Origin of the sequence: Paenibacillus sp. FSL H7-0442 (genome assembly GCF_038593105.1) — a bacterium.
Classification (GTDB): domain Bacteria; phylum Bacillota; class Bacilli; order Paenibacillales; family Paenibacillaceae; genus Paenibacillus; species Paenibacillus polymyxa_D.
Window position 1 is genome coordinate 4,397,820 of the sequence record NZ_CP151963.1, and the last position, 22,760, is coordinate 4,420,579.

The 22,760-nt window shown below is 45.5% G+C and carries 21 protein-coding genes and 1 riboswitch; of the genes, 8 read left to right on the forward strand and 13 right to left on the reverse strand.

Annotation, left to right across the window (positions count from 1 at the left end; translation table 11 throughout):
- Positions 1-38: 38 nt before the first annotated feature.
- Complete coding sequence (locus MHH57_RS19320) at positions 39-1,775, reverse strand: ATP-binding protein (RefSeq protein WP_342434418.1); 1,737 nt, start codon at positions 1,773-1,775, stop codon at positions 39-41.
- Positions 1,772-2,221, reverse strand: coding sequence for a hypothetical protein (locus MHH57_RS19325; RefSeq protein WP_029518378.1), 450 nt, complete (start codon positions 2,219-2,221; stop codon positions 1,772-1,774). Before MHH57_RS19325 ends, MHH57_RS19320 begins: the two co-directional genes overlap by 4 nt.
- 45 nt (positions 2,222-2,266) lie before the next feature.
- Between MHH57_RS19325 and MHH57_RS19330 the strand changes: the two genes are divergently transcribed.
- Positions 2,267-2,974 (forward strand): response regulator, encoded by a 708-nt coding sequence (locus tag MHH57_RS19330; RefSeq protein ID WP_069011050.1) that lies wholly within the window; start codon positions 2,267-2,269, stop codon positions 2,972-2,974.
- Here the strand turns inward: MHH57_RS19330 and MHH57_RS19335 are convergent.
- From MHH57_RS19335 to MHH57_RS19350, 4 genes are read right to left on the reverse strand one after another with little or no spacing between them, the layout of a single operon-like run.
- Positions 2,942-3,853: a glycosyltransferase family 2 protein gene (locus MHH57_RS19335; protein WP_342434419.1), complete on the reverse strand. Its 912-nt coding sequence runs from the start codon at positions 3,851-3,853 to the stop codon at positions 2,942-2,944. The genes MHH57_RS19330 and MHH57_RS19335 overlap by 33 nt on opposite strands.
- Positions 3,813-5,039 carry a glycosyltransferase family 4 protein gene (locus MHH57_RS19340; protein ID WP_341071183.1) on the reverse strand — a complete coding sequence of 409 codons (1,227 nt, stop codon included), beginning with the start codon at positions 5,037-5,039 and terminating at the stop codon, positions 3,813-3,815. Before MHH57_RS19340 ends, MHH57_RS19335 begins: the two co-directional genes overlap by 41 nt.
- Positions 5,023-6,288, reverse strand: coding sequence for a hypothetical protein (locus MHH57_RS19345; protein ID WP_029518374.1), 1,266 nt, complete (start codon positions 6,286-6,288; stop codon positions 5,023-5,025). Before MHH57_RS19345 ends, MHH57_RS19340 begins: the two co-directional genes overlap by 17 nt.
- 4 nt (positions 6,289-6,292) lie before the next feature.
- Positions 6,293-7,414: a glycosyltransferase gene (locus MHH57_RS19350; RefSeq protein WP_029518373.1), complete on the reverse strand. Its 1,122-nt coding sequence runs from the start codon at positions 7,412-7,414 to the stop codon at positions 6,293-6,295.
- A 397-nt stretch (positions 7,415-7,811) separates the two neighbouring features.
- Here MHH57_RS19350 and MHH57_RS19355 point away from each other — a divergent pair, with 397 nt between their 5' ends.
- The 6 genes from MHH57_RS19355 (at position 7,812) to thiE (ending at position 14,094) form a co-directional block, all read left to right on the forward strand.
- Positions 7,812-9,533, forward strand: coding sequence for an NAD-dependent malic enzyme (locus tag MHH57_RS19355; protein WP_029518372.1), 1,722 nt, complete (start codon positions 7,812-7,814; stop codon positions 9,531-9,533).
- Between the two features lie 73 nt (positions 9,534-9,606).
- On the forward strand, positions 9,607-10,560 hold the full coding sequence (locus tag MHH57_RS19360; RefSeq protein WP_029518371.1) for an AEC family transporter: 954 nt from the start codon (positions 9,607-9,609) through the stop codon (positions 10,558-10,560).
- Positions 10,561-10,738: 178 nt separating this feature from the next.
- Positions 10,739-10,841: riboswitch (TPP riboswitch) on the forward strand.
- Positions 10,842-10,977: 136 nt separating this feature from the next.
- Entirely contained in the window at positions 10,978-11,667 is a 690-nt protein-coding gene (gene tenA / locus MHH57_RS19365) for a thiaminase II (RefSeq protein WP_029518370.1), read from the forward strand.
- Positions 11,668-11,741: 74 nt separating this feature from the next.
- Positions 11,742-12,584 carry a hydroxyethylthiazole kinase gene (thiM, locus tag MHH57_RS19370; protein ID WP_029518369.1) on the forward strand — a complete coding sequence of 281 codons (843 nt, stop codon included), beginning with the start codon at positions 11,742-11,744 and terminating at the stop codon, positions 12,582-12,584.
- On the forward strand, positions 12,581-13,411 hold the full coding sequence (thiD, locus tag MHH57_RS19375) for a bifunctional hydroxymethylpyrimidine kinase/phosphomethylpyrimidine kinase (protein ID WP_069011045.1): 831 nt from the start codon (positions 12,581-12,583) through the stop codon (positions 13,409-13,411). Before thiM ends, thiD begins: the two co-directional genes overlap by 4 nt.
- Positions 13,408-14,094, forward strand: a complete 687-nt coding sequence (gene thiE, locus MHH57_RS19380; protein ID WP_069011044.1) for a thiamine phosphate synthase — start codon at positions 13,408-13,410, stop codon at positions 14,092-14,094. Before thiD ends, thiE begins: the two co-directional genes overlap by 4 nt.
- A 261-nt stretch (positions 14,095-14,355) precedes the next feature.
- Here the strand turns inward: thiE and MHH57_RS19385 are convergent, their stop codons facing one another.
- The 4 genes from MHH57_RS19385 to MHH57_RS19400 form a co-directional block, all read right to left on the reverse strand.
- Positions 14,356-14,550 carry a Rha family transcriptional regulator gene (locus MHH57_RS19385; RefSeq protein WP_069011055.1) on the reverse strand — a complete coding sequence of 65 codons (195 nt, stop codon included), beginning with the start codon at positions 14,548-14,550 and terminating at the stop codon, positions 14,356-14,358.
- A 64-nt stretch (positions 14,551-14,614) separates the two neighbouring features.
- On the reverse strand, positions 14,615-14,776 hold the full coding sequence (locus tag MHH57_RS19390; protein ID WP_176715706.1) for an aspartyl-phosphate phosphatase Spo0E family protein: 162 nt from the start codon (positions 14,774-14,776) through the stop codon (positions 14,615-14,617).
- Positions 14,777-15,006: 230 nt separating this feature from the next.
- On the reverse strand, positions 15,007-16,419 hold the full coding sequence (locus MHH57_RS19395; protein ID WP_069011043.1) for a helix-turn-helix transcriptional regulator: 1,413 nt from the start codon (positions 16,417-16,419) through the stop codon (positions 15,007-15,009).
- Between the two features lie 222 nt (positions 16,420-16,641).
- Complete coding sequence (locus MHH57_RS19400; RefSeq protein ID WP_318628047.1) at positions 16,642-17,616, reverse strand: LacI family DNA-binding transcriptional regulator; 975 nt, start codon at positions 17,614-17,616, stop codon at positions 16,642-16,644.
- A gap of 186 nt (positions 17,617-17,802) precedes the next feature.
- Between MHH57_RS19400 and MHH57_RS19405 the strand changes: the two genes are divergently transcribed.
- Complete coding sequence (locus tag MHH57_RS19405) at positions 17,803-19,146, forward strand: 6-phospho-beta-glucosidase (protein WP_342434420.1); 1,344 nt, start codon at positions 17,803-17,805, stop codon at positions 19,144-19,146.
- Positions 19,147-19,285: 139 nt separating this feature from the next.
- Here the strand turns inward: MHH57_RS19405 and MHH57_RS19410 are convergent.
- The 3 genes from MHH57_RS19410 to MHH57_RS19420 form a co-directional block, all read right to left on the reverse strand.
- Positions 19,286-20,646, reverse strand: a protein-coding gene (locus MHH57_RS19410) for an IS1182 family transposase (protein WP_241113430.1) whose coding sequence is annotated in 2 segments (ribosomal slippage) — positions 19,286-20,079 and positions 20,079-20,646 — 1,362 coding nt in all. Because the reading frame shifts where the segments join, the coding sequence is not laid out codon by codon here.
- A gap of 234 nt (positions 20,647-20,880) precedes the next feature.
- Complete coding sequence (locus MHH57_RS19415; RefSeq protein WP_342434421.1) at positions 20,881-21,783, reverse strand: PhzF family isomerase; 903 nt, start codon at positions 21,781-21,783, stop codon at positions 20,881-20,883.
- A gap of 314 nt (positions 21,784-22,097) precedes the next feature.
- The gene (locus MHH57_RS19420; RefSeq protein ID WP_342434422.1) at positions 22,098-22,451 is read right to left on the reverse strand and encodes a hypothetical protein; all 354 of its coding nucleotides are present in this window, start codon (positions 22,449-22,451) and stop codon (positions 22,098-22,100) included.
- Positions 22,452-22,760 lie beyond the last annotated feature (309 nt).

The following is a 22,760-nucleotide window of genomic DNA, read 5'->3' on the forward strand; positions in this document are numbered from 1 at the left end:
CTCTTGAACTTCTCGTATATCTGTCGGTTATCTTGGACCTATCTTCTCAAACGAACGATTGCCTGCAAGCCCTGATCGGTATTACGCAGCTTTAAACGGCCGCCTATGGTCTTCAGGTATGCATCCATATGGTACAAGCTGAATGCATGCTCCTGCGAGTTTTGGGAATAGTCTGGCTGGAAATAGCTCCAACGCATTTTATCATCAATCCCGCCGCCTGTGTCCTCAATGATAATAACAATTTCTCCTTCTTCCAGCCGTGAACTAACCTTAAGCACTTGAGATTGTCGCTTGGACCGCAGACCTGTTTGGCCCTGTTCTTGATCCTCAGGCTGTTCTCCGCCTTGGCGTCCCATGGCCTGCACTGCATTTTCCAGCAGTCCCTGAATCGTTTTGTACAGCATGGGTGCTTGTGCTGCAATCGATGGAACAGGCTCTTGCCGCAAGATCACTTGAATGTTCTTCATGTTCAATGAACGGTTCGCCCATTTCAGCGACTCAGACAATATTTCATTCATATCTGTAAAGCTAATTCCACTATTATCATGCATCTTCTCTTCCAGCTCATCGCGCAAGCTACGAACTCCCGTCAGTAACTCTCCCAGTGAGGATTCCTGTCTGAGGCGACCCTGGATAAAATTTTCATTCAACTCGCGAAAATACTCCAGTTCCTCATGAGAGGCTCCTTTTCCCTGACTGGAAGCCGCTTCAAAGCGGTTTGCTAGATCATGATAGAATCCCAGCAACTTCAAATCATCACCACCTGTGAGACGGCTAGTCTGCTCTTGCAGCTCTTGTAGCTGCTGCTCAATCGTCTGCATTAACGGCAAATAATACATGTCCTGCTGCTGTCGCATATCTTCATCTCGCCGTTGATCACGCACCTGGTTGTTCACGATGGCATCCTTCACAATCCTTTTGCGGAACTGTACGAGCATGGCCCACAGAATGAACAATATTAGAACCATGACCATCCACAACTGTTTGCCGAAGGAGCTGATTCGCTGTGCTGTATCCTCGCTGACATCCTTAACCGATATGTAAAGGGCTTCTTCCCCAATGCGGCTAAATCCTATCCCGTATTTTTCACCGTCATCTTCAATGACACCTGTATTGCCCTCCAGCAGCCTACGGGTGACGCCCGTGATGTCCGTTCGGTTAATATCCGGATTACTTCGGGAAGCTACAACTTTAAATTGACCATTATAAAATAAAGTCTCATACTGGTTAACCGGTTTACTTTTAATAATTCCGCTGAGCATATCAGCGTCAACCTTGCGCACCATAAAACCGCCCATCTGCGCTCCTTGAATCCTGCATGCGATATACTGGGCAGGCTGATGATCCTCTGTCACAAAAGAGCTTACTGCACAACCATTTTGCAGCCACTTAATCTGCTGGACCGCACTTTTCATCTCACGATTATCTCGTCCGACCATCACATGATACTGTTCATCCAGCACATAAAAGGCCCCGCTTTCACGCTTAAACCCCTCAGGATACTGGCGTGTTCCCTGATTCAGCATATCTCTGCCCAGACTGGACGACAGCTCCTTCAATTCAGCCTGCCATGCGGCATAACGCTCGGTTATGCTGCTAGAAAGTTCCTGTACCTCATACTGGAGCTGTTCATTCTGAATCTCCGCCAAGTGAACACTGAATTGTCGCACGACAAACCATTGAAGCACAGCGGCCAAAAACACGGTCACACCCAGTACGATCAGGTACAGGATCAGCTTTTGCCAACCTGGTTTCAACAAAGCCCATTGTTTCATGCTTCCCTGTCCCCTCCATTTTGTTCACGACGGCTCAAAATAGCCTGCATCAGGCATTCCAGCTCGTAGCTGACCAGCGGTAGCCGTGCGCACAGCAAACGGGGAGTGCGGCGCTGGAGGGCAGCAAACCTCGCAGCGGTTTCCGTTGCCCCGTCCGTCAGTAGGATCAACTCGCATGTTTTTGCGATATATAAGCGATCCAACTCTTCCTCGCCGTATTCCCGCAGATCAACAACGTAAATATCATGACGATCGTCCATATGCTGAAGTGCGCTGGAGACAACCAGGGTCACCCCTGTATGCCGTGCAGCATGATACTGATGAAGGAGACGCATACCTTTTTCCCAGAGGGCATGCTCAGCCGAATCAAATCGTTCACAAAAAAGACGCAACGCCCGTTCTGTATTGACATCTTTCAAAAATGCCAAAACGCTGATATTATACATGTAGTTCCTCATTTCTTACTTCCTGATTGGAGTTGCGCAGTTCTTATGACACCCCAAAACATTCTATTTGTTGACGACAGCCCTATGGTTCTGTCCCTGCTTGAACGGACCTTGACGCAAGAAGCATTCACCTTACATACCGCTCACACGCCCAAAGAAGCCCTACAAGTGCTGGAACAGCACCCGATTGATGTGGTCGTTTCCGATCTGCTCATGCCTGGTCTGGATGGGATTACCTTCCTTCGCATGATTAAGAAAGATTATCCACATATCGTACGAATCATTTTGTCTGGTCACCTGCATACGCAGTCCATTTTATCGGCGATTAATCAAGTCGGTGTGTTCCGTTTTTTGACGAAACCGCTGGAGCTGGATGATGATACGCTAAAAAAAATACTGTATGAGGCGCTTGATCAAGCCAAACTCAATCGAAACAGCCTGCATGCAGCAGACCAGAACGTAGCTTCCGACCTGTCAGTATTTATAGACAGCATTTTGAATGCCCCGTACCGACCCTATGTGCTGCTGAATGAACAAGATATCGTAACTGCTGTACACATTGCACTTGCTGAGCTGTATCCTGTTGGCCGCTCACTACGTCATCCTGACGGGGAAGGTATTCAGTTAACCACGCATTCATTATACATACCGTATGAGGAGTCGGAATCTTCCGATCCCGACCTGTACACGCTGGATACGCTGACCCTCGGACATTCATCGTTACGCCTTATCCGCCTTAGCGAGATCGCCTGAGTGACGGGTGCCGCCCTTTAACACGGCGGCTACCCCAATCACAGTTAGGCATACATACATCCACAACATTCCCATCGTCAGCAACGGGTGATGGATATAGTTTTTCAAATTCCCCCACGTATACAGCACCGGACGGAAGAAATACCAACGTTCCAGCGCCTTTCGTAATCCGCCCTCTTCAGATGACATCGTACGATCCATCACTGAAAAGTAGTAGGCTTTTTTACGTAATACATCGTGCAGATACACCTGTTTTTCATCATGATATACCCGTGTAAATACCGCCCGGCGAATGACTCCACCAGACTCTATATAACGTAAGGTCGGCTGTATTTCTTCAAAAGCAATCTGCTCCGCATTAAACCCGCCCGTCGATTCATAAGCGCTCATTCGCCAGAAGCGTGCCGCTTCAATGGAGCGTTTTCCCAAGGTCTCACCCGCATTGTTAATTACATTTCGCTCAAAAACTTTCACTTTGGAAAAAAAATTGTCCGCTTCCGAATACGCCTCCTCCGGAACGACCAAAGCGCCAATATCCTGATGATCATCAAAAAAGTCGATGCTCTGCTGAATCAGATGTTCGGCTAAAATCATATCGGAATCCAATACAAATATGTATTCGGCACCCAAGCGTTTCGCTTCCTCAACCGCTCTAACCCTAGCGACTCCCCGCTCCCCATGGGGAAGCTCCAATACCGTTACGGGTACTGCGCTCCCTGTCGACAGCATACGAATCGTCTCGACGGTCCGGTCATTGGAGCCATCATCAGCAATTACAATATGCAGATCCTTGTAATTTTGCCCCATACAGCTTCGCAAACAAGGCTCTATCGTCCGTTCATTGTTGTACGTGGAGAAGAGAATGACCACTTTGTCCACTCTGTTCCGCCTCCTCTACCCAATCTTCCATCAACTGCTCAAACGCAGCAGCCGTATGATCAAAATGGAATCTTAACGCATATTGATACGCCCGCTCACGGATGGCCATGTAATCTTCGCCGCCCTTCGCTGCTCTTTCCATTTGTTCAGATAATCCCCGGATGTCGCCGTGAAAGCATAGATATCCGCTCTTCCCAAAATCCGTTGCATCCACCAGACCCGGTGAATTGCTGACAATGCTGGGCGTTCCAACCGCTGCCGCTTCGGTAATTGTCAACCCCCAACCTTCACGCAAGGAAGGAAACACCAGCGCGTGGGCACGACTCATCAGCTCCAGCTTATGCTCTGCTGAAACAAATCCGTAAAAGGTAATATCAGCTTGCGATTGCCCCTGTTCATCCGGTTCTCCGTATGTTAATCCATACCGTTTCATAATCGGCAACAATTGTTCTGCCACATAGGTTTTATCGGTTTTTCCGGCAATCCATAACATAGCCTGAGGGAACTTTTCCTTGAGCTGCCCAAAGGCCTCAACGACCAGATCAATGCCTTTATATTTGACGAAGCGCCCAGCGTACATGAAGGTCGGATTAGGTTCCTTCGTTAAAAATTGTTCGCGCGGCCAATGATCAAACTCAATGCCTTCCGGTAAAAGATGAACACGATCCGGGTGAAAGCCCAGCTTAAGTAGATCATACCGAGTAGACGGAGATACCGTAAGCGTTCGATCCTTACGAGCCAGCTTAAGCATCAAGGGTTCCATATGAAACCCAATAACATTTAGCGGGAATTTGGCGTTCTCAAACCATATTTCCCTTGTTAGCTGATGTATGAAAAAAATCCGCTTGGATGCCTCCACCCAAAATCGGGTAAAGAATTGATGCGTATTCGCCTGGTTAATCACATAGTCGATCTTCCTTCGATGACGACGGTAATAGCGCATCGCATAATAAATAACACTGTATATGTTTCCTTTTCGAATATACGTAATACCGTCGATAATTTCATGCTCAGGCATCCCCTCAAATTGGGGTGAAAAATGAATGAACTGGAAGCGGCCTTGTTGTGAGCGTTTAAGCATTTCGTGGGTGAAAATTTCTGCTCCTCCGCTTTTAGGTGAACGTATGTCACGCCAGGACAGCAATAGAACTACGGTTTTACCGTCCTGTTCATGTATGGTATTCATGGGGTACATCCCCCTTTATCTTTATTTTGAACAAATGCACATAGGCGTCTATCACAAAGTAGAGAGCCATAGCTCCGTAAACCATGAACTCAGATAGCAAGAAATCTACCGGCTCTGTGTGGGCAATATGAAAGGCTACTAATAAAGCCGCGGCTCCTGCCATCAGACTGAACATAAATTTGCGTCTGCCCACCAATACGTGCACATGCACAAAAAACAGCACGATGGAAAATAACCAGTACACCCATCCCCCCCATGGAATATAGGCCTCGGCCGATTGGTAAGAGGCTCCGAATAATATGGGTATAGAGGATGGGAACACAAAGGTCGTGCCCACATATACACAGATCGCAGCTACAGCCATTAATCCGGCATAGACGGCAATCAACTTGCCCAAAGCTTGGCGGTCATGCCCCTGCGCACCGAGCTTTGGAATAAAGGCAGCAATCAGGCTATACGAAACGTAATAGACCAACTGGCTGTACTTCAGCGCAATGGCATAGCTGCTGGCCTGCTCGGGAAAGTAATGCTGTACATACAACATGTCGATAGAGATACAAAACAAAATGAATAAATTCGTCATAAGGCTATCGGTGAAATCCTGACCCAATGACTGCCATAGCCCAGAAGGGATATGTTCTCCACTGGTTGTGAATAAGGACAAGCCACGAGCCGAAACGATCCAGCCGTGGAGTAGCGACAGCAACATTCCCCCACAGCTCGCCAATAGTAGGGCTTCCAGCTTTAACCCCAGTGCAGCCAGAACAAAAAACAAGCTCAGCTTCCCTATTACTTCAATGTAATAGTTCACATTGAGCGCCAACATGCGTTCCCTACCCTGTAAATCTCCACGGCACGAACTCACCAAAATATGTAGGCCGATCAAGCCATACAGCATGAATAGCGGGGCGGAATCGACGCCTAAAAGCGAGCGCAATAACGGATGAATGATGAGTAAAATGATCATGGCAAGCACAGTTAGCACCAATGGTGCTTTTAGTAATAGAGAACCGAGCGGTAAGCTACGTAGCGCAAGCATCTTGCCACCCTTGGATACCAGCTTGGCGGTCAATAGCTGGATGGATAAGCCCAAAACGGACAACAGTGCAAAAAGGGCCAGCAGCGCATTCGCTTGACCATAGGCTTGTCCGGTAAGATACCAGCTCGCTGCAATGTGGAAGAAAAAATTAAATCCGTTAAGCAGCACATTAAAGAGAGGAAACATCAACGATCGCAATCGGTTGTTCACGTTGTTATCTCACCCTCCGATCCAGTCGCCAAATATCAATGATGGAGCGCAAAAAACGAATAGAATCCTTCCAGACATGGATGTGCGAGCCATCGCGGTCAATACATTTGACGGGTAATTGCAGTACACGGAGTTGGAGCCGCTTGGCAATAAACATCATTTCCAGATCCAGCGCCAATCCGAGCTGTTCCTTTAAATGTGGAAACATCCGCTTCACTGCAACCGAACTCATCACTTTAAGCCCAGTCTGCGAATCCACCACACCTGTGGGTAAAAAAGGACGTGAAATGACCCGTTTACCAAAGCTGACAACAGATCGCAATAAAGATCGATTCTCGGCGGTCATATCCTTGGTTCCGATCACGACATCATAATAGCCCTGCTGAACAACATTAATCATTCTGGCAATATCCTCAATAAAAAAAGAGTCGTCCGCGTCCACAAATACGTAGTAATCCGCACCAATGGTCCGCATCCCTTCCAGATACGTCCCTGCCTTACGTGTATTGCGTCCCAATTCCCTTGTTTGAAGCAGCGGACTAAGATTCTGATTAATCCGGTTTACGGACAAGTCCGTTGCTGCCTCCAGCGCTTTAATCAAGGCATGGGTGCCATCGTGGCTGCCATCATCAATGAGATAAATCGAACCTTCAATAATATGGCTGCGGATAAAGGCTTGCAGTCGTTCAGCAAAGGTTTTGACATGAACAAAACGTTGCTCTTCGTTATATACAGACAAGATAAATGCAATATGTTGGCTTTTGGTCGAATACTCGGGATAGAGCAAGCTTTGTATTTCCGAAAGCATTTCTTCGGTGTCATTGGCTTGCCAAAATAGCAGCCGCAAACGGCCTACTCCGGTGATTTGCACCATATGCTGATCACTGAACGGAAATGTTACATCCGTCACCAGTAACAATGGCATTTGCGGAAATTGGCTGCGGATCTGATTGGCTTTCCGCACCGCCTCCCCCGGCTCCCTATAATCAATCAAGCAGCAACATGCGTTCTCGTAGACTGAAGCTGCCTCCGTGTCCTTGCACTGTATATATTGGTAAAAACAAATTACATTGGGATAATCAATAGCCCTGTCATTATCGCTAAAAATGGCTATAGGTCCCTGCACACAAACCTCTCCTTTTCCTCCGAATAGTTCTATTTTGTTGAAAAAGAATTAAGAATGTTTGTTTATAGGGATTAAATTAATGTCCAAATACTTCATATTTCCTTAACAAAATAGCTGACACTCCATGATATATAAGAGAATAAGAGAAGAAAAACTGATTTTCATATTTGATAAAAACAGAGTATTTAGACCTGATTCATTAGAACCAAAATACTTAGTATTAGTTAGCGAATCCATATCGAAAGTTAGTCCTTTTAGATCAATAGAAAGAAATGAATATGGTTATTTTGTCATATATAAATAAACGAATAAAACAAATTGACACGTCCATACTATGGATAACATGTCATCTTTCGTTATGAATAGTTATGTAAATGAACAGAAGGAAGGTCTTTCTATGGAAGCATTTTATGTCAATCGCGATGGGTCATTATCTACTCCTTTACGGGGGAAGGATGTGTTGGCAAATCCCCTTTTGAACAAAGGCGTTGCTTTTACAGAAGAAGAACGCAAAGAACTGGGTTTGGATGGAATCCTTCCTCCCACCGTCCTTTCATTAGAGAAACAGAGCGTACGGGCATATCAGCAGTTTCTGGCACAACCCACCATGCTGCGTAAAAATGCTTCTCTCAACGACCTTCATAATCGAAATGTCGTACTCTACTACCGGCTGTTAACCGATCATTTGAGTGAAATGCTGCCCGTAGTCTACACGCCGACCGTAGGAACTGCGATTCAAGAATACAGTCACGAGTACAACCGTCCTGGGGGCGTATATTTGTCGATAGATAATCCGAACGGTATTGGACAAGCATTCTATAATTCCGGTTTGAGCGGCGAGGATGTGGACCTGATCGTCGTGACGGATTCCGAAAGTATTTTGGGGATTGGGGACTGGGGTGTCGGGGGGATTAACATTGCTATTGGCAAACTTGCAGTGTATACGGCTGCGGCAGGCATTCATCCCGGGCGGGTGCTGCCCATTGTACTGGATGTAGGTACGAATAATGAAAAGTTGCTGAATGATCCACTGTACATCGGAAACCGCCATAAACGGGTTCGCGGAGAAGCCTATAACCAGTTTATTGATACTTTTATCAGCAAAACGTTAGCGCAATTCCCGAAGGCGCTTTTACATTGGGAAGATGTGGGTAGCGTAAATGCACGCCATATTATAGGAAAATACGGTCAAAGTATACTCACCTTCAACGATGATATACAAGGTACAGGAGCGGTGACCTTGGCTGCAATTCTTTCGGCGGTGGGTGTCACCAAGACTCCGCTGCGTGAGCAAAAGGTACTTGTCTTCGGCCCAGGAGCAGCAGGGATCGGTAACGCTGACCAAATTCGGGGCGCTATGATCGCGGATGGTCTTTTGGAGGAGGATTCATTCAAGTCCTTTTGGGCTTTTGATTACCGCGGGCTGTTAACGGACGATATGGAAGATGTCCTGGATTATCAGAAACCGTATGTACGTAAAAAAGAGGAAGTCAGCTCATGGACGCGGTCGGATGACGGCAAAATACCGCTGCTGGAGGTCATCCGTCAGGTGAAGCCTACCATATTAATCGGAACTTCTGGAGTAGCCGGTGCCTTTTCTGAAGAGATCATCAAAGAGATGGCGAAGCATGTAGAACGCCCGATCATTATGCCCATGTCCAATCCTACAAATCTTGCAGAAGCTATACCTGAGGATCTAATACGGTGGACCGATGGCAAGGCATTAATTGCTACCGGAAGCCCCTTTGACCCCGTCACTTATAACGGTACGAAATTTGAAATTGGACAGGCGAACAATGCCTTTGTGTTCCCGGGACTGGGTCTGGGTGCGATTGTGGTTAAAGCCAAAAGGATTACCCCTGCGATGTTTACAGCCGCAGCAGATGCCGTTGCCAATGGCGTAGATTCGAATAAGCCTGGCGGTGCGTTGCTCCCTCATATCCAAAAATTACGTGATGTTTCGTACGTTGTTGCGGTTGCGGTAGCGAAAGCAGCGATTCAGGATCAGGTAGCTCAGGCACACATTTCAAATGTTGAACAAGCTATACGGGATGCAATGTGGAAACCGGAATATGTCAAGGTCAAAGCAGTGGAAAGCGTAATACATCACCCTCACTAATGCTCCATTTAAGAAAGAGATTGCCTTGTTCAGACAGGCAGAATACGTCAGTTCAAGCAAGGAGAATCAATCTATGAGTGTCGGACATATCTTGTATATTTTGGTGCCGATTTTTTTCGTTATTATTTTAGGGTGGTTAGCGGGGCATTACAAAAGCTTTGATGCCTCTTCCTCCAAAACCCTAAATGCGCTCGTTACCAAATTTGCACTACCTGCGCATCTATTCATCGGTATTACGACAACGGACAGGAAAGCGCTCATCGAGCAATGGCCATTCCTGCTGGCCCTGTTCATTGGCATTGTCGGCTTTTTTACCGTTCTCCTTCTACTGTCCCGCTTTGCGGGGAAGCAGTCGGTCAAGGATGCCGCCATGTTTGCTTTGAACTCGGCACAGCCGACCTTTGCTTTTATGGGCATTCCTGTGCTTGGAGCCATCTACGGTTCCGCTGCTGTCGCCATTCCGATTGCGCTTACCGGGATCGTAGTCAATGCCGTCCTTGACCCGGCGGCTACCATTATAGCTACCGTAGCCAGCAGGAATTCAGGCAAAGAACGGAACGGTCACCTCGGAAGGTTAATCTGGGACTCCATTCTTCATGGATTAAAAGAACCGCTGGCGCTGGTTCCACTGATTGGTGTAATTTTGACCTTGTTCGGCTTCCATTCACCGGATTTGTTGAACAAATCGTTGAATCAAATCGGAGACATTACGTCCGGGGCCGCTTTATTCGCTGTCGGAGTGACCATTGGCGTACGCAACATTAGTTTTAGTGTAAGTGCCTTTGCCATCGCACTGTTAAAAACAATTGTACAGCCTTTATTAATGCTGCTGATCGCCTACCTATGCGGTCTGTCGTCTGCAGATACTGTGAAGGCAGTTCTGCTCGTTTCCTTCCCGGGTTCAGCAGTCGCTGCTATGATCGCCACCCGTTTTGAAAGCCTGGAATCAGAAACAGCCTCCTCCTTTGTCATCAGTGCTGTCATATCGCTCGTTACACTCCCAGTACTGATTTCTCTATTGGTATAAATGCTGATTATTTAGACATTGGAGCCTGCCGCGAATTCCTTCGTGTAGACGGAACTGATCTTCTCCAGCGCCTTTTTCCCTCTCGGAAGCGAACTTCAGCTCTGTCGTTTGGCCCTTGACCAGATAGACATGTTTGACATAGCGTATGAACGTATGTACAGTAATAGTCAAAAGAATAGAAGTCCACTAGGGGAGCCGCTATGGCTGAGACAAGAACGTATCTTGGACCCTTTGAACCTGATCTAGTTCGTACTAGCGTAGGAAAGTGGAGCCTTCGTATATAAGGTTTCAAGCGTTTTTTGCGTATTGGGCCTATTGTTGAAGCCGCTCCATTTTTCTGGGGCGGCTTTTTAGCGTTGTTCCGGAATTATATTCTTACAGGACTTCTTGCTCTTCAATTTTATGGAGGTGGCGAAATTGAGTTTTACACAAGAACTCCGTCGGCAGGCGGACGGCATTTTTCAAGCGATTTTTGAGCATCCCTTTGTGAGAGGTATTGCTGAAGGAAGTTTGACAAGGGGACAGCTGATTCACTATGTAAAACAGGACTTTGAATATTTGAACGCCTACATGCGGATATACGGCATCGCAATCTCCAAATGCACGAATCGGGAGGACATGGATGTATTTAATGAACAAATCTCTTTTATTCTCCACAGCGAGGTTCATCCGCATCAAAATTTCTGTGCTGTCGCAGGGGTGACCTATGAAGAATTGCAGGGATATCCGCTCGCTCCGTCGGCTCATCACTATATCCGGCACATGCTGACGGTTGCGCATGAGGGCAACCTGGGCGAGATCTTGGCTGTGCTGCTGCCATGTATGTGGACGTATGCCGAGATTGGCCGCAGGCTGCTAGATGAAGTAAAGCCGGATAAGTCCCATCCGTTCTATGAATGGATTGGCTTTTATGGAGACCAGCTTGATGATACAACACTCAAGTTCCGAGAACGTGTAGATGCTTGGGCGGAAGGGGCAACGGCTGCTGAGCGGGAGCGGATGATTGAGCATTTTATACTGAGCTGCCAGCTGGAATATAAGTTCTGGGACATGGCTTATAAGCAGGAAGAATGGCCGGTCCAGATGCAGGCAGCGGTCTTGGAATAGTCAGCCTGTCAATTCGATGAGTGAAGTACGGTTAATGTCCTGTTAAACCACCAACTATAGAGAGGATAATCATGATGAGTACATGGGAAAAAAGTTATTCGGATCTCCTAACGAAGGTACAAAATAGCAAACCCCTCGTTCACAATATCACCAATGTGGTAGTCACCAACTTTACCGCCAACGGCCTGTATGCATTGGGTGCCTCCCCAGTGATGGCCTATGCACCCGAGGAAGTAGCAGACATGGCAAAAATAGCGGGAGCCGTCGTATTAAACATCGGTACGCTGAACCGCGAACTGGTGGATGCCATGATCATTGCTGGACAATCAGCAAATGCACACGGTGTTCCAGTCCTGCTAGATCCGGTCGGTGCGGGAGCAACAAGCTTTAGAACCGAGTCTGCACTGCGAATCCTGAATGAAGTCAAAATCTCCTTGGTACGAGGCAACGCGGCCGAAGTCGCGCATCTTGTTGGAGAAGCGCGTGAGATTAAAGGCGTAGATGCTGGTGACAGTGCTGACAGCGGCCATGTCGATCTGGCAATTCGGGCTGCTCGAGTGCTCAATACAATGGTTGTCATCACTGGAAAAGAAGACGTCATCACCGATGGGGCCGAAGCACGAATGATAAGCGGCGGAGACGTACTGCTCACGAAGGTAACCGGAGCAGGCTGCCTGCTGACCTCTGTGTTAGGTGCCTTTGCAGCTGTTGAACCCAACCTGCTGCTCGCAGGTACAGCAGGCTTGGCATTTTACAGTGCAGCAGCTTCCCGAGCCGCAGCACGTACCGCAGAGCTAGGGCCAGGCAGCTTCCAGATTGCCTTTCTCGACGAGCTCGCCAAACTACATACTGGTTCGCTAGAGGGGCATGTCACGATCCGTGAAGCTGGAACAACTACAGCAGGTGGTGCGCGATGACAGACACTCGTGTACCCAGAGCACTGACGATTGCCGGCTCAGACAGTGGCGGCGGGGCCGGAATTCAAGCCGATCTCAAAACCTTTCAAGAGCTTGGCGTATACGGCATGTCAGCTATTACGGCCATTACTGTACAGAACACCTTAGGGGTCCACGGCGTATATCCGCTGCCACAGGAAGCAACAGCGGAACAGATCGAAGCTGTAGGATTAGACCTTGGAGTGGATGCCCTGAAGACTGGCATGCTGTTTAATGCGGGTATCATCCGTCTTGTGAGTGAGCAGATCCGAAAGTTCGGCTGGAAAAAGGTCGTCGTCGATCCCGTGATGATTGCGAAGGGGGGCGCTGAACTGCTGCAATTGGAAGCGGTGCAGGCTTTGAAGGACGAACTGCTCCCCTTGGCCCTGGTCGTTACACCGAATATCCCGGAGGCGGAAGCCCTGACAGGGATCAGCATCCGTACGATGGAGGATCGCCGCGAGGCTGCAAGACATATTAGCAGTATGGGATCAGAATTCGTTGTGATCAAGGGTGGCCACGCTGACGAGAGCGAGAGCAGCGAACAGATTGTTGACCTGCTCTTTGACGGAACCGCCTTTACAGAGCTGAGCGGCAAGCGAGTACGGACTGTCCATACACACGGAACTGGGTGCACCTTCTCGGCAGCGATTACCGCGGAATTAGGGAAAGGGATGTCTGTACCGGAGGCTATCTCGAATGGCAAAGCCTTCATCCAGGCGGCGATTGAGGAATCTTTGCAGCTTGGACAGGGACATGGGCCCACCAATCATTGGGCCTTCCGTCGTCGTCAGGAGATGCTTCTATGAGCGGCAGAATGTTGTCAGAGGTGGTGCGCCGCCAGCTACAGATGTACCTGGTGCTTGGAAGCGTGAATTGCCTAGCGGAACCAGGCTGGGTCGTGCAGGAGGCTCTGGCTGGCGGGGCAACCATGGTCCAATTTCGGGAAAAAGGCCATGGCGCATTAACGGGTATCCCTATGTTCGAACTTGCGCGCCAGCTACAGGAACTGTGCCGCCACGATGGTGTCCCCTTCATCATCAATGACGATGTGGAGCTGGCTCTTGAAATCGATGCTGACGGTGTTCACATCGGTCAGGACGATGAATCTGCCGAAACCGTCCGCGAGCGAATCGGAAATCGAATTCTAGGCGTCTCTGCCCATACCATTGAGGAAGCACGTCGAGCCATTCTGCAAGGTGCTGATTATCTCGGCGTCGGGCCAATCTATCCCACCCTCTCGAAGGATGATGCCCATGCTGTACATGGGCCAGCAATTTTATATGAGATGCGTAAAGCGGGAATTGATGTGCCAATTGTTGGGATCGGAGGTATTACAGTCGACCGTGTTGAGGAAGTCGCACGTGCAGGTGCAGATGGTGTAGCGGTGATTTCAGCCGTGACACAGACAAAGCAGGTTAGAGGTACGGTCAAGGAATTAAAGAAAAAGGTAGTGCTAGGCATCAAAAATCGAGGGATGTATGGATCATAGCAAATTGTTTCGATTGACTAAATAATTTCTCGTTTCATACCCAGCAGAAGACGATATGATTAATCAGATCGTCTTCTTAGGTTGTCGAGACTTTATATAAGACCAGTATTATAACCGATACGATCGTAGAACTGATTATGTTTATGATCTTATTCGGAATTATCCTATTTTTATTTATCTCAAAAGAAACACGATGGCATAAGTCGCTTTTAATTAATACTTATGTTCAGACAGAGTCGTTTCAAAAATAGAAATAATACATTATTCTTCAATTCCGAGCAATTCGGATACTTGTTTTCTGTATCTTGTAGCCTTGCGTGTCCCATGAATGAGATTTGACAATCTGGAAGCTGGAATATGATATGTACTACAAAAAGTTTTCTGATCCATTCTTTTCTCGAGCAGTTTTTGCTTGATCTCCCATCCAAAAGGGGTTACAGAATTTCGATGATTCAACATCACTACCTCCAAGTTTTAGTTTTTGGAATCATGTATTACGCAACATGTAATACACCAGAGCTTAATGATTCGATCTGCATGTTTGGTAATGATTCAACAGGTAATCCAACCTTTTAGATTGCTCAATTACTTTGGGGTGTGTTAAAAATCCATACTTTTTCTGGACTTGGTACAGTTTCCTCCTAGCTCTCTCGACACGAAGTAAAGTCACACCTTGGTTCATCAGTATGATCCCCTCCTCTATGTCACATTTTAGAATAAAAAGACGTTTTTTGGTTTTTCGGATGATGCGCCTAACAAAAAGAGAATATCACAAAAGTTTTCATAAATAAGGGCGTCCCTAAAATATGCAAAAAACCTCCGTTTCCACTAATAAAGTGGAGCAGAGGCTCTAGTTTCTATTAATAATATTTACATACAGGATTTTAATCCTACATGAATAAAAGGATACTACTACCAATAATAAAACGATCTTTCTCTTTGCCCTTCGCTCACTAAACTTTCGTACTTCATATGAGCCTTAACATCTGCAAACGCTTTAAACTTCTCAAATAGTCTTATGCACCTAATGAAAAAAGCTTCTTTATTAATGGTTAATGATTTAGATAAAACGTCTAGCAAGTATTTAAAGCCATGCGAGTAGCTACCTCTATTCAAGTAATATTTAGCAAGTTCATATTTAAAAAGCGTTATGTGTTCTGGTACGACTTGATGTGTGTACATATCAGTAGATGCTGGATCAAAAGAATTAAACTCCACTTCAAAACGTGAGAGTACATCATCAACATCTATTGCATATCGGTTAGCCGCTATTATAATGTTCAACAGCTTTGAGAGCTTTTCATCTTCGTTAGTAATTGATGTGGCTACAATATATTCAACATAATCTGGAAGCACACTGGTATCCCCAGACAGAAGTTTATTTACAAAGATATTACCTACTGCCCAATGCTCGAACAAGTTGATCCAGTGTCGGGTTTCCTCGTCCGTCTCAATCACCCAATCTAAATTTGCGTAGGCGTATGTAAACTGTAAAGCTTGCTGATAATTGCCTTGGGCTTCACAGACACTAGCACACAGTAAATCAGCATAGGTAATGTAAACAAATATGGGACGACTTAGCCTCATATAAGACTCCTCACTCTTTTGCTTCTTCTGCCGTTGTTTCATAGAATAATAAATTTCCGCTTTATGTCTCATTTTTTGAGCTGTTTCATAAAGCATATCCCACTCGTGTAATGAACGATACACATTCGCTAGATCCTTCAACGCATCAAGTTGATCTATTTCATCCAGACGTTCGACAAAGGGCTCAAATCGAGTAGCCGCCTTGAGATTTCGGATCTGATCGTTCCCTACCTGAATCGTAAACAGACGATACTGACAGATAGCCAAGCGTTCAGAGTGCTGGTACTTCTCGCCTTCCGCAATCCCCTCATAGAGTAACAAAGCAGCATTACGCTGACCTTGTGCGAATAACTTTTCTGCCGCATCGAATAGCTTCGGGGAATAAAGGAGGTTGTCCATGATATGGGCCACTACAAGCTGGATCGCATGTAACTTGTCCAGTTCCGCACAGCGAAATAACAACGGCTCAATTCGCCGCCAATCTGGGGAACGCTCAATGATATAATTATCTATGTATAGTTCGTAAAAAAAACCTTCCGGTAATCCCATGGCTAGCGTGATTCGATCCAACTGATGTATAGCAACAGGACGATGCTTAGTAATCCAATTATTAAGTGTTCTTTGATGAACACCTGAATGTTCGGAAAATTGCGCCAAAGTCAAATTGTTTTGTTTTAAAAAATTCTCAAACTTATCTAAGATCGTAGGTGTATGTCCCAAGTCATAACCACCTTTCATATAAAAATACCAAATTTTTATAATCTCATCTCAAATTATTGTCCAAATTTTAACATACGTCAATGAGCATTAGTCAATATCCACATTATTAGTACCCCTTAAAAAGGTGAAAATACCACATTAATTCATATATTCATTAGCATTTAAATATTTGTAACAATGGATGGGTGAACACCTCCATCATTTTCATTGAGAAGCTTTGATACACAACCCTTTCAGAATTCAGGTGGTCGCTCGCTCTACTAATTTGAATTCCAGATGATGTATCGTTTCTTCCAGCCCTTCGAGGGCATTTCGAATCATAATGAACGCATTCTCAGCTTGCTTGTCTATCGGGTAATGAATCGTAGTTAAATCAAGCAAATGCGAGATTTCGGTGTTATCAAAGCCTACTACTGCAAAATCACTCGGGACAGAAACACCTAGCCTACGCGCTTCAGTCAAAAGACCTGCTGCCAAATAATCGGTAGAACAGGCGAAGGCGTCCGGCCTGTCTGTTGGTGCTCGTTCTGCCCACCAATGAGCTATTTGTTCACCAGCTTCTATTGAATTTAAATCATAAAAATGCGGGAAGGCCTCAGCGTCCAAATCATATTTTTCGCAAAAGTCATGATAAGCTCGAATGCGTTCTTTTGTATTCAATCCCCGCATGCTGCCGTACACATTCACAATTTTCCGATATCCTCGGGTGTACAAATGTTCCAATGCCAGCGTATAGCCCTGATACTGATCCATAAATACAGACGGGATTGCCTCAATGTTTACACGCTGCCAGGTCACAATCGGGCCATATTTTGTATAATGCTCAATCACACTCCACTCATTAACGCGAATCATACAGACCAAGGCGTCCAGTTGCTTTCTCCGCAACATTTCCAGCGCTTCAAGCTCCTGTTCCTTCTCCCCATTGGTAATAAACAGCGCTATATTAAAGCCATGCTCCTGGGCATACATTGTAAATCCGCGCACAAATAAACCCAATGAATCATTAAAAGAAAGTGAAATAATCCCTATGAGCTTGGTCATGCCTTTTTTTAAAGATACCGCATTAAGATTAGGAACATAATCCAGTCGATCTATGACCTCCTGCACACGCTGTCTTGTTGGTTCACTTACGTATGGATGGTTGTTAATGACACGGGACACCGTAGCCGAGGATACCCCCGCCAGCTTTGCAATTTCATGAATATTCGCCATTTTTTTCACCTCGTTCTTTCTATTTTAGCATGTTCGTGTTTAGCATGTTCGTGGTGTCCGCCCTATAATTGTCACCTTCCCAAAATAAGTTTTTTAAAAGCGCTTGACCTGTAATGCATTACAGGGATTACAGTGAGTTTGTGCTTAAGAAAGCGGTTTACAAAACATACTTAGGAGGCACTAACTATGAAAAAAGGCATAAAGATTGCAACCATTGGCGGAGGCTCCAGCTATACACCAGAACTAGTAGAAGGCTTCATTAAACGTTATACAGAGCTTCCCATTCGGGAATTATGGCTGGTAGATATTGAGGCAGGTCGTGAAAAACTGGAGATCGTAGGCGCCATGGCCAAACGGATGGTAAAGGCTGCAGGCATTGATTGTGAGGTACATTTGACCCTGGATCGCCGGGAAGCGTTGAAGGACGCTGATTTTGTAACGACCCAATTTCGGGTAGGCTTGCTGGAAGCCCGGATTAAGGATGAAAGTATTCCGTTAAAACACGGCATAATCGGTCAGGAGACCAATGGGGCCGGAGGAATGTTCAAAGCTTTTCGTACCATCCCCGTTATCCTCAGTATCGTCGAAGATATGAAAGAACTGTGTCCGAATGCATGGTTGATTAATTTTACCAACCCTGCGGGTATGGTCACCGAAGCCGTGCTTCGTTATGGTCAGTGGGATAAAGTCATCGGATTATGTAATGTTCCAATCGGCGCGATCAAGAGTGCATCGGCTGTGCTGGACAAACCGGAAGAAGAGCTATTCTTTAAATTTGCAGGGATTAACCACCTTCATTGGCACAAAGTTTATGACAAAACAGGGGTCGAATTAACAGAGCAAGTTATTGAAGGACTGTACGCTCCGGGCGCAAAGCCAGAGAAAGTCGTAGAAAATATTAAGAACATGCGCTTTCTGTATGATCAAGTTCGTCAACTGAAAATGCTGCCTTGTCCTTACCATCGGTATTACTATATGACGGATAACATGCTCAAGGAAGAATTAGAGGAAGCCAAAAACGAAGGAACTCGGGGCCAAGTGGTCAAACGTCTGGAAGAAAGTCTGTTTGAATTGTATAAAGATCCAAATCTGGATTACAAACCAGAGGAACTATCCAAACGCGGTGGTGCGCATTACAGCGATGCAGCCTGCGAAATCATTAATTCCATTTATAACAACAAAGGCACATTGATGGTGGTTAGTACACGTAACAATGGTGCGATTGATGATGTTCCCTATGATAGCGCCATCGAAGTGACCAGTGTCATTCGCGCTCATGGTGCCGAACCTGTCAACTTTGGCAAATTCCCACCTGCACAGCGGGGCTTGCTGCAAGTGATGAAGGCAATGGAAGAGCTGACGATAGAAGCAGCGGCCACCGGTGACTATGCAACCGCACTACAAGCCTTCACCCTGAATCCGCTCGTGCCAAGCGGGGATATTGCTCAAACCGTGCTGGATGAATTACTAGAAGCACACCAAGAGCATCTACCTCAATTCTTTGCTCATAAGGAGAAGGCGACGGTATAAAGCTAGCAGCAATCATCCTGCTGGAACACAAAAAGGCTTCCTACATGTAGGAAGCCAGATTGTCGAGAAACCCCGTCATTTTGAGACGTGGGTTTCTTTTTTACATCATAATGCTCTGGTCTCTGGAGAAGCAGGGGGGTTACCCCTGTTTCTCCAGGCGATCTAGGTGGATCGCCATCTTCTTCATGTTCTGCACGGCTGCCGTCATAAGGGCTTGTTCCCTGACGTTTGGAAGACCGCGCAAACGGCAATAGCGAAACCCATGGAGCTCTTTGGCATCCGCGAAGCTTCGCTCAATCGTCTCTTTTCGTTTGCGGTACAGCTTTTTACCAGATGGGCTCAGCCGGTTGCTCCGTACCCACTCTTTGCTGTCTTCCCAGACATGCCGAGTCACCACTTTGCGGTGGTTTCGAGACTGGGTACACTGACTTAGCAGTGGGCAATGCTGGCACTGAGCTGGGTCAGAGGCATACTGCCGGTATCCCTTACGGTCCGTCGTTCGGTAGGGCAGTTCCTGTTGGGCTGGGCATCTATACGCATTGCGTTTGGCATCGTATTCAAACTTCCATTTCGGAAACAGTCCTTGTCTGGGATGGAATCTTCGGTGAGCAATCACGGCAAAAATCTTTCGGTTCTGCAAACCTCGGCAAATCGGCGTTGTTAAATAACCTGAATCTAGTGCAACAGCTTCTACTTGAAAACCAAAACGTTCTCTTTGGCGATCCAAACGGGACAAATAGGGGACAGAATCATGTACATTCCCCGGTGTCACATGCACGTCCGTAATCAGATTGTACTTCATATCCACCGTGCGGTGGTCCAGATAGAAGAAGCCTTCGGGCTTGCCATCACGGATCATATAGCCGCTGTCCGGGTCTGTTTTGCTCACTTTAATTTCTTTTTCTTCATTCACTTCCTCTCGGGATTTTAAGGCTTTTTTCCGTGGTTTCTCCGGTCATCCTTCACCGCTTCGTTCAGCTCGTCCATATAGTCTTTAGTATTCTGCAACACTTGTTCTTTGGTGTACTGGTGCCTGTTAGCATTGGCTTTGACGTGTGTGGAATCGGTGACGAGAACACGCCCACCCACCATTCGGTGAGAGATCGCCTGCAGCACAATTTCATCGAAGATATCTTGAAAGATCGTGGTGTCTTTAAAGCGAGTGCGACGATTCCAGCTAATCGTCGTATGGTCCGGAACTTTATCCGTTAAGCCCAACCCCAGAAACCAACGATAAGCTAGGTTCGTCTGAATTTCTCGCTCGAGTTGCCGTTCTGAGCGAATGCCATAGAAATAACCGAGAAAGATCATTTTAAACAATACGGTAGGATCAATGGCAGGACGCCCGTTGTCTGCACAATACAGTGGTCGAACTTTATCATCGATAAACGAAAAATCGATATACTTATCTACTTTGCGGAGCAAGTGATCTTGAGGAACCAGATCTTCGATGGAAACAAATTCGTAGGATTGTTGTTTTTCGCGGTTGGAGCGTAGCATATCAACACCATCCGTTCTACAATAGTTACCTATATTATACAACATTAACGCGGTGTCGTCTTAAACAAAATTAACATAAAATAGGCTGTCGAGACTTTCTCGACAGCCTGGCTTCCTACATGTAGGAAGCTTTGCTATACGTCCCAGGAGTACTTGCTGGGACATTGGTGTTATTGGTTTGTACTTGGCTTGACAATCCGTCATTAAGCTTATTGATAATTTTGTTAGACTTTTTTAAAGTATCATCTCCGTTGAAAAAGCAATAACCGCTTTCCCCGTAATTTGAACTAATACGGGTTTTCCCTGTTCCTTTTTCACATGAACATGCATTGTTCCCTCCCTTTTGATTGCCTCACCTTGTAAAATATTAAAATCAAAAGACTGCTCATTCTCATTTTGCAAAATGTTATAGTGTACCAAATAGGCTCCAAGCGGTCCGTTTGCATTTCCTGTCACCGGGTCTTCAGCTATTCCAATTGCAGGAGCAAACATTCTTCCGTGAACCAATATATCCTCTTGTGGATTTAATGTAAAAACATAATATCCATTACATCCAATATGCTTGCTGATTTCTGTAAGCTTCTGCAAATCAGGTTTTAAACTATGTAGTATTTCATTGGAGTAAATCGGAACCATTACCTTAGAATGACCTGTTGAAGATATTGCAACTGGATATTCCATGCAAATATCTTTACAAGAAATACCTAACGCATTTGCAATCCGACTTCTTATTTCATCATTTAAAGGCTCTGATACAGAAGGTTCTCCCTGTGTCATTACAATAGAATAGTCATCTTCATACTTTATAACATCAACAGGCAATATACCTGCTTTTGTTTTTTGAATAATTCTTCCAGTTTCAGCTTTTTTCTCAATTGCATAAATATAATGCGCTGCTACTGTTGCATGACCACAAATTGGAACCTCTGTTGTTGGAGTAAAAAATCTTACTTCAACATCATAATTTGAAGAATCTGTTTCAAAAATAAATGCAGTTTCCGAATTATTTAATTCTCTTGCAATTCTCTGCATCTGCTCATCTGTAAGTCCATTTGCATTTGGAACAACCCCAGCAGGGTTACCATAAAATCTATTTTTTGTAAATGAGTCTACTTGATATATTCTATATTTTTTCATAATTTCGCCTCTATAAATACTAGTTTGTCTGTCTGTTAAATCTGATATTAACATACTTTTTAGGCAGTTTCACTTAAATTAAAAGATATAATATGGCCCTTTAATGAAAACGAACTGATCCTTATTATAGAATCGCGATCTTTTATGGAAGATTGTTATTAAACTAAAGCCGCAGTTAGCTGAAATGGTCTTCTCAATCCTTATCTAAAAATGGCAAAAATATTTTATGATTATAGATATTTTTAGATTCTGCCACGCCTGTTGAGTAACTCAATTCATAAAACAAGAGGTGTCTGCCATCAAGCCTTATTGATCTATTTCGACCCCCTGAAGGGGTTGCCCATTTTCTGCTCGTAAAGCGACATGAAGTTTAATAGCTGCACGCTCTCCGTGATATGGAACCCAATGGATCGATAGCTACCCCATTGTTCCAACGCAGCCATGCACCAGTATTGGAGTAAATGGTACACCGTAAACTTGCGGGCTTTGTCTTCATAACCTATTAACTTCACAACCCTTTGAACTTCTTCAGGAGTCAGCATGAATTGAAGATAGATGTAATCGTGATAGAATTTCTCATAAGATCGTCTTCTTTCGGATTCGTTTGGATGGTAATAACGATTCTGAAGAAAAGACGATCCTTTTTCTTCCATTTTTTGGTTATTCAACAGGCGTGCTACAATATAGGGGTATTAGTTTATATAGCGTGTAAAAATCGTGTGTAATTTGTGTAAACAGGTGTATTAATCACACCTTTTTCTAACGTTTTCTATCGTAAACCCCCATAAAATAAAAAACGCCCCAAACCCATATATATCAAGGATTTGAAGCATTTTAAATTTCGTTTAAACTTTACATATCTGAACTCTTCGACGTCCCAGGAGGGATTCGAACCCCCGACCGACGGCTTAGCTTACTACTACAGTTTTCACTACTTATATTAGGTACACCAAGCGTTTGAGACGTATTCAATTCGT

Bases quoted from the DNA above. Each gene is read 5' to 3' on its own strand.
- MHH57_RS19320 (WP_342434418.1), bottom strand. From the start codon at position 1,775: ATGAAACAATGGGCTTTGTTGAAACCAGGTTGGCAAAAGCTGATCCTG.
- MHH57_RS19325 (WP_029518378.1), bottom strand. From the start codon at position 2,221: ATGTATAATATCAGCGTTTTGGCATTTTTGAAAGATGTCAATACAGAA.
- MHH57_RS19330 (WP_069011050.1), top strand. From the start codon at position 2,267: ATGACACCCCAAAACATTCTATTTGTTGACGACAGCCCTATGGTTCTG.
- MHH57_RS19340 (WP_341071183.1), bottom strand. From the start codon at position 5,039: ATGAATACCATACATGAACAGGACGGTAAAACCGTAGTTCTATTGCTG.
- MHH57_RS19355 (WP_029518372.1), top strand. From the start codon at position 7,812: ATGGAAGCATTTTATGTCAATCGCGATGGGTCATTATCTACTCCTTTA.
- MHH57_RS19360 (WP_029518371.1), top strand. From the start codon at position 9,607: ATGAGTGTCGGACATATCTTGTATATTTTGGTGCCGATTTTTTTCGTT.
- thiM (WP_029518369.1), top strand. From the start codon at position 11,742: ATGAGTACATGGGAAAAAAGTTATTCGGATCTCCTAACGAAGGTACAA.
- thiD (WP_069011045.1), top strand. From the start codon at position 12,581: ATGACAGACACTCGTGTACCCAGAGCACTGACGATTGCCGGCTCAGAC.
- thiE (WP_069011044.1), top strand. From the start codon at position 13,408: ATGAGCGGCAGAATGTTGTCAGAGGTGGTGCGCCGCCAGCTACAGATG.
- MHH57_RS19390 (WP_176715706.1), bottom strand. From the start codon at position 14,776: ATGAACCAAGGTGTGACTTTACTTCGTGTCGAGAGAGCTAGGAGGAAA.
- MHH57_RS19395 (WP_069011043.1), bottom strand. From the start codon at position 16,419: ATGAAAGGTGGTTATGACTTGGGACATACACCTACGATCTTAGATAAG.
- MHH57_RS19400 (WP_318628047.1), bottom strand. From the start codon at position 17,616: ATGGCGAATATTCATGAAATTGCAAAGCTGGCGGGGGTATCCTCGGCT.
- MHH57_RS19405 (WP_342434420.1), top strand. From the start codon at position 17,803: ATGAAAAAAGGCATAAAGATTGCAACCATTGGCGGAGGCTCCAGCTAT.
- MHH57_RS19415 (WP_342434421.1), bottom strand. From the start codon at position 21,783: ATGAAAAAATATAGAATATATCAAGTAGACTCATTTACAAAAAATAGA.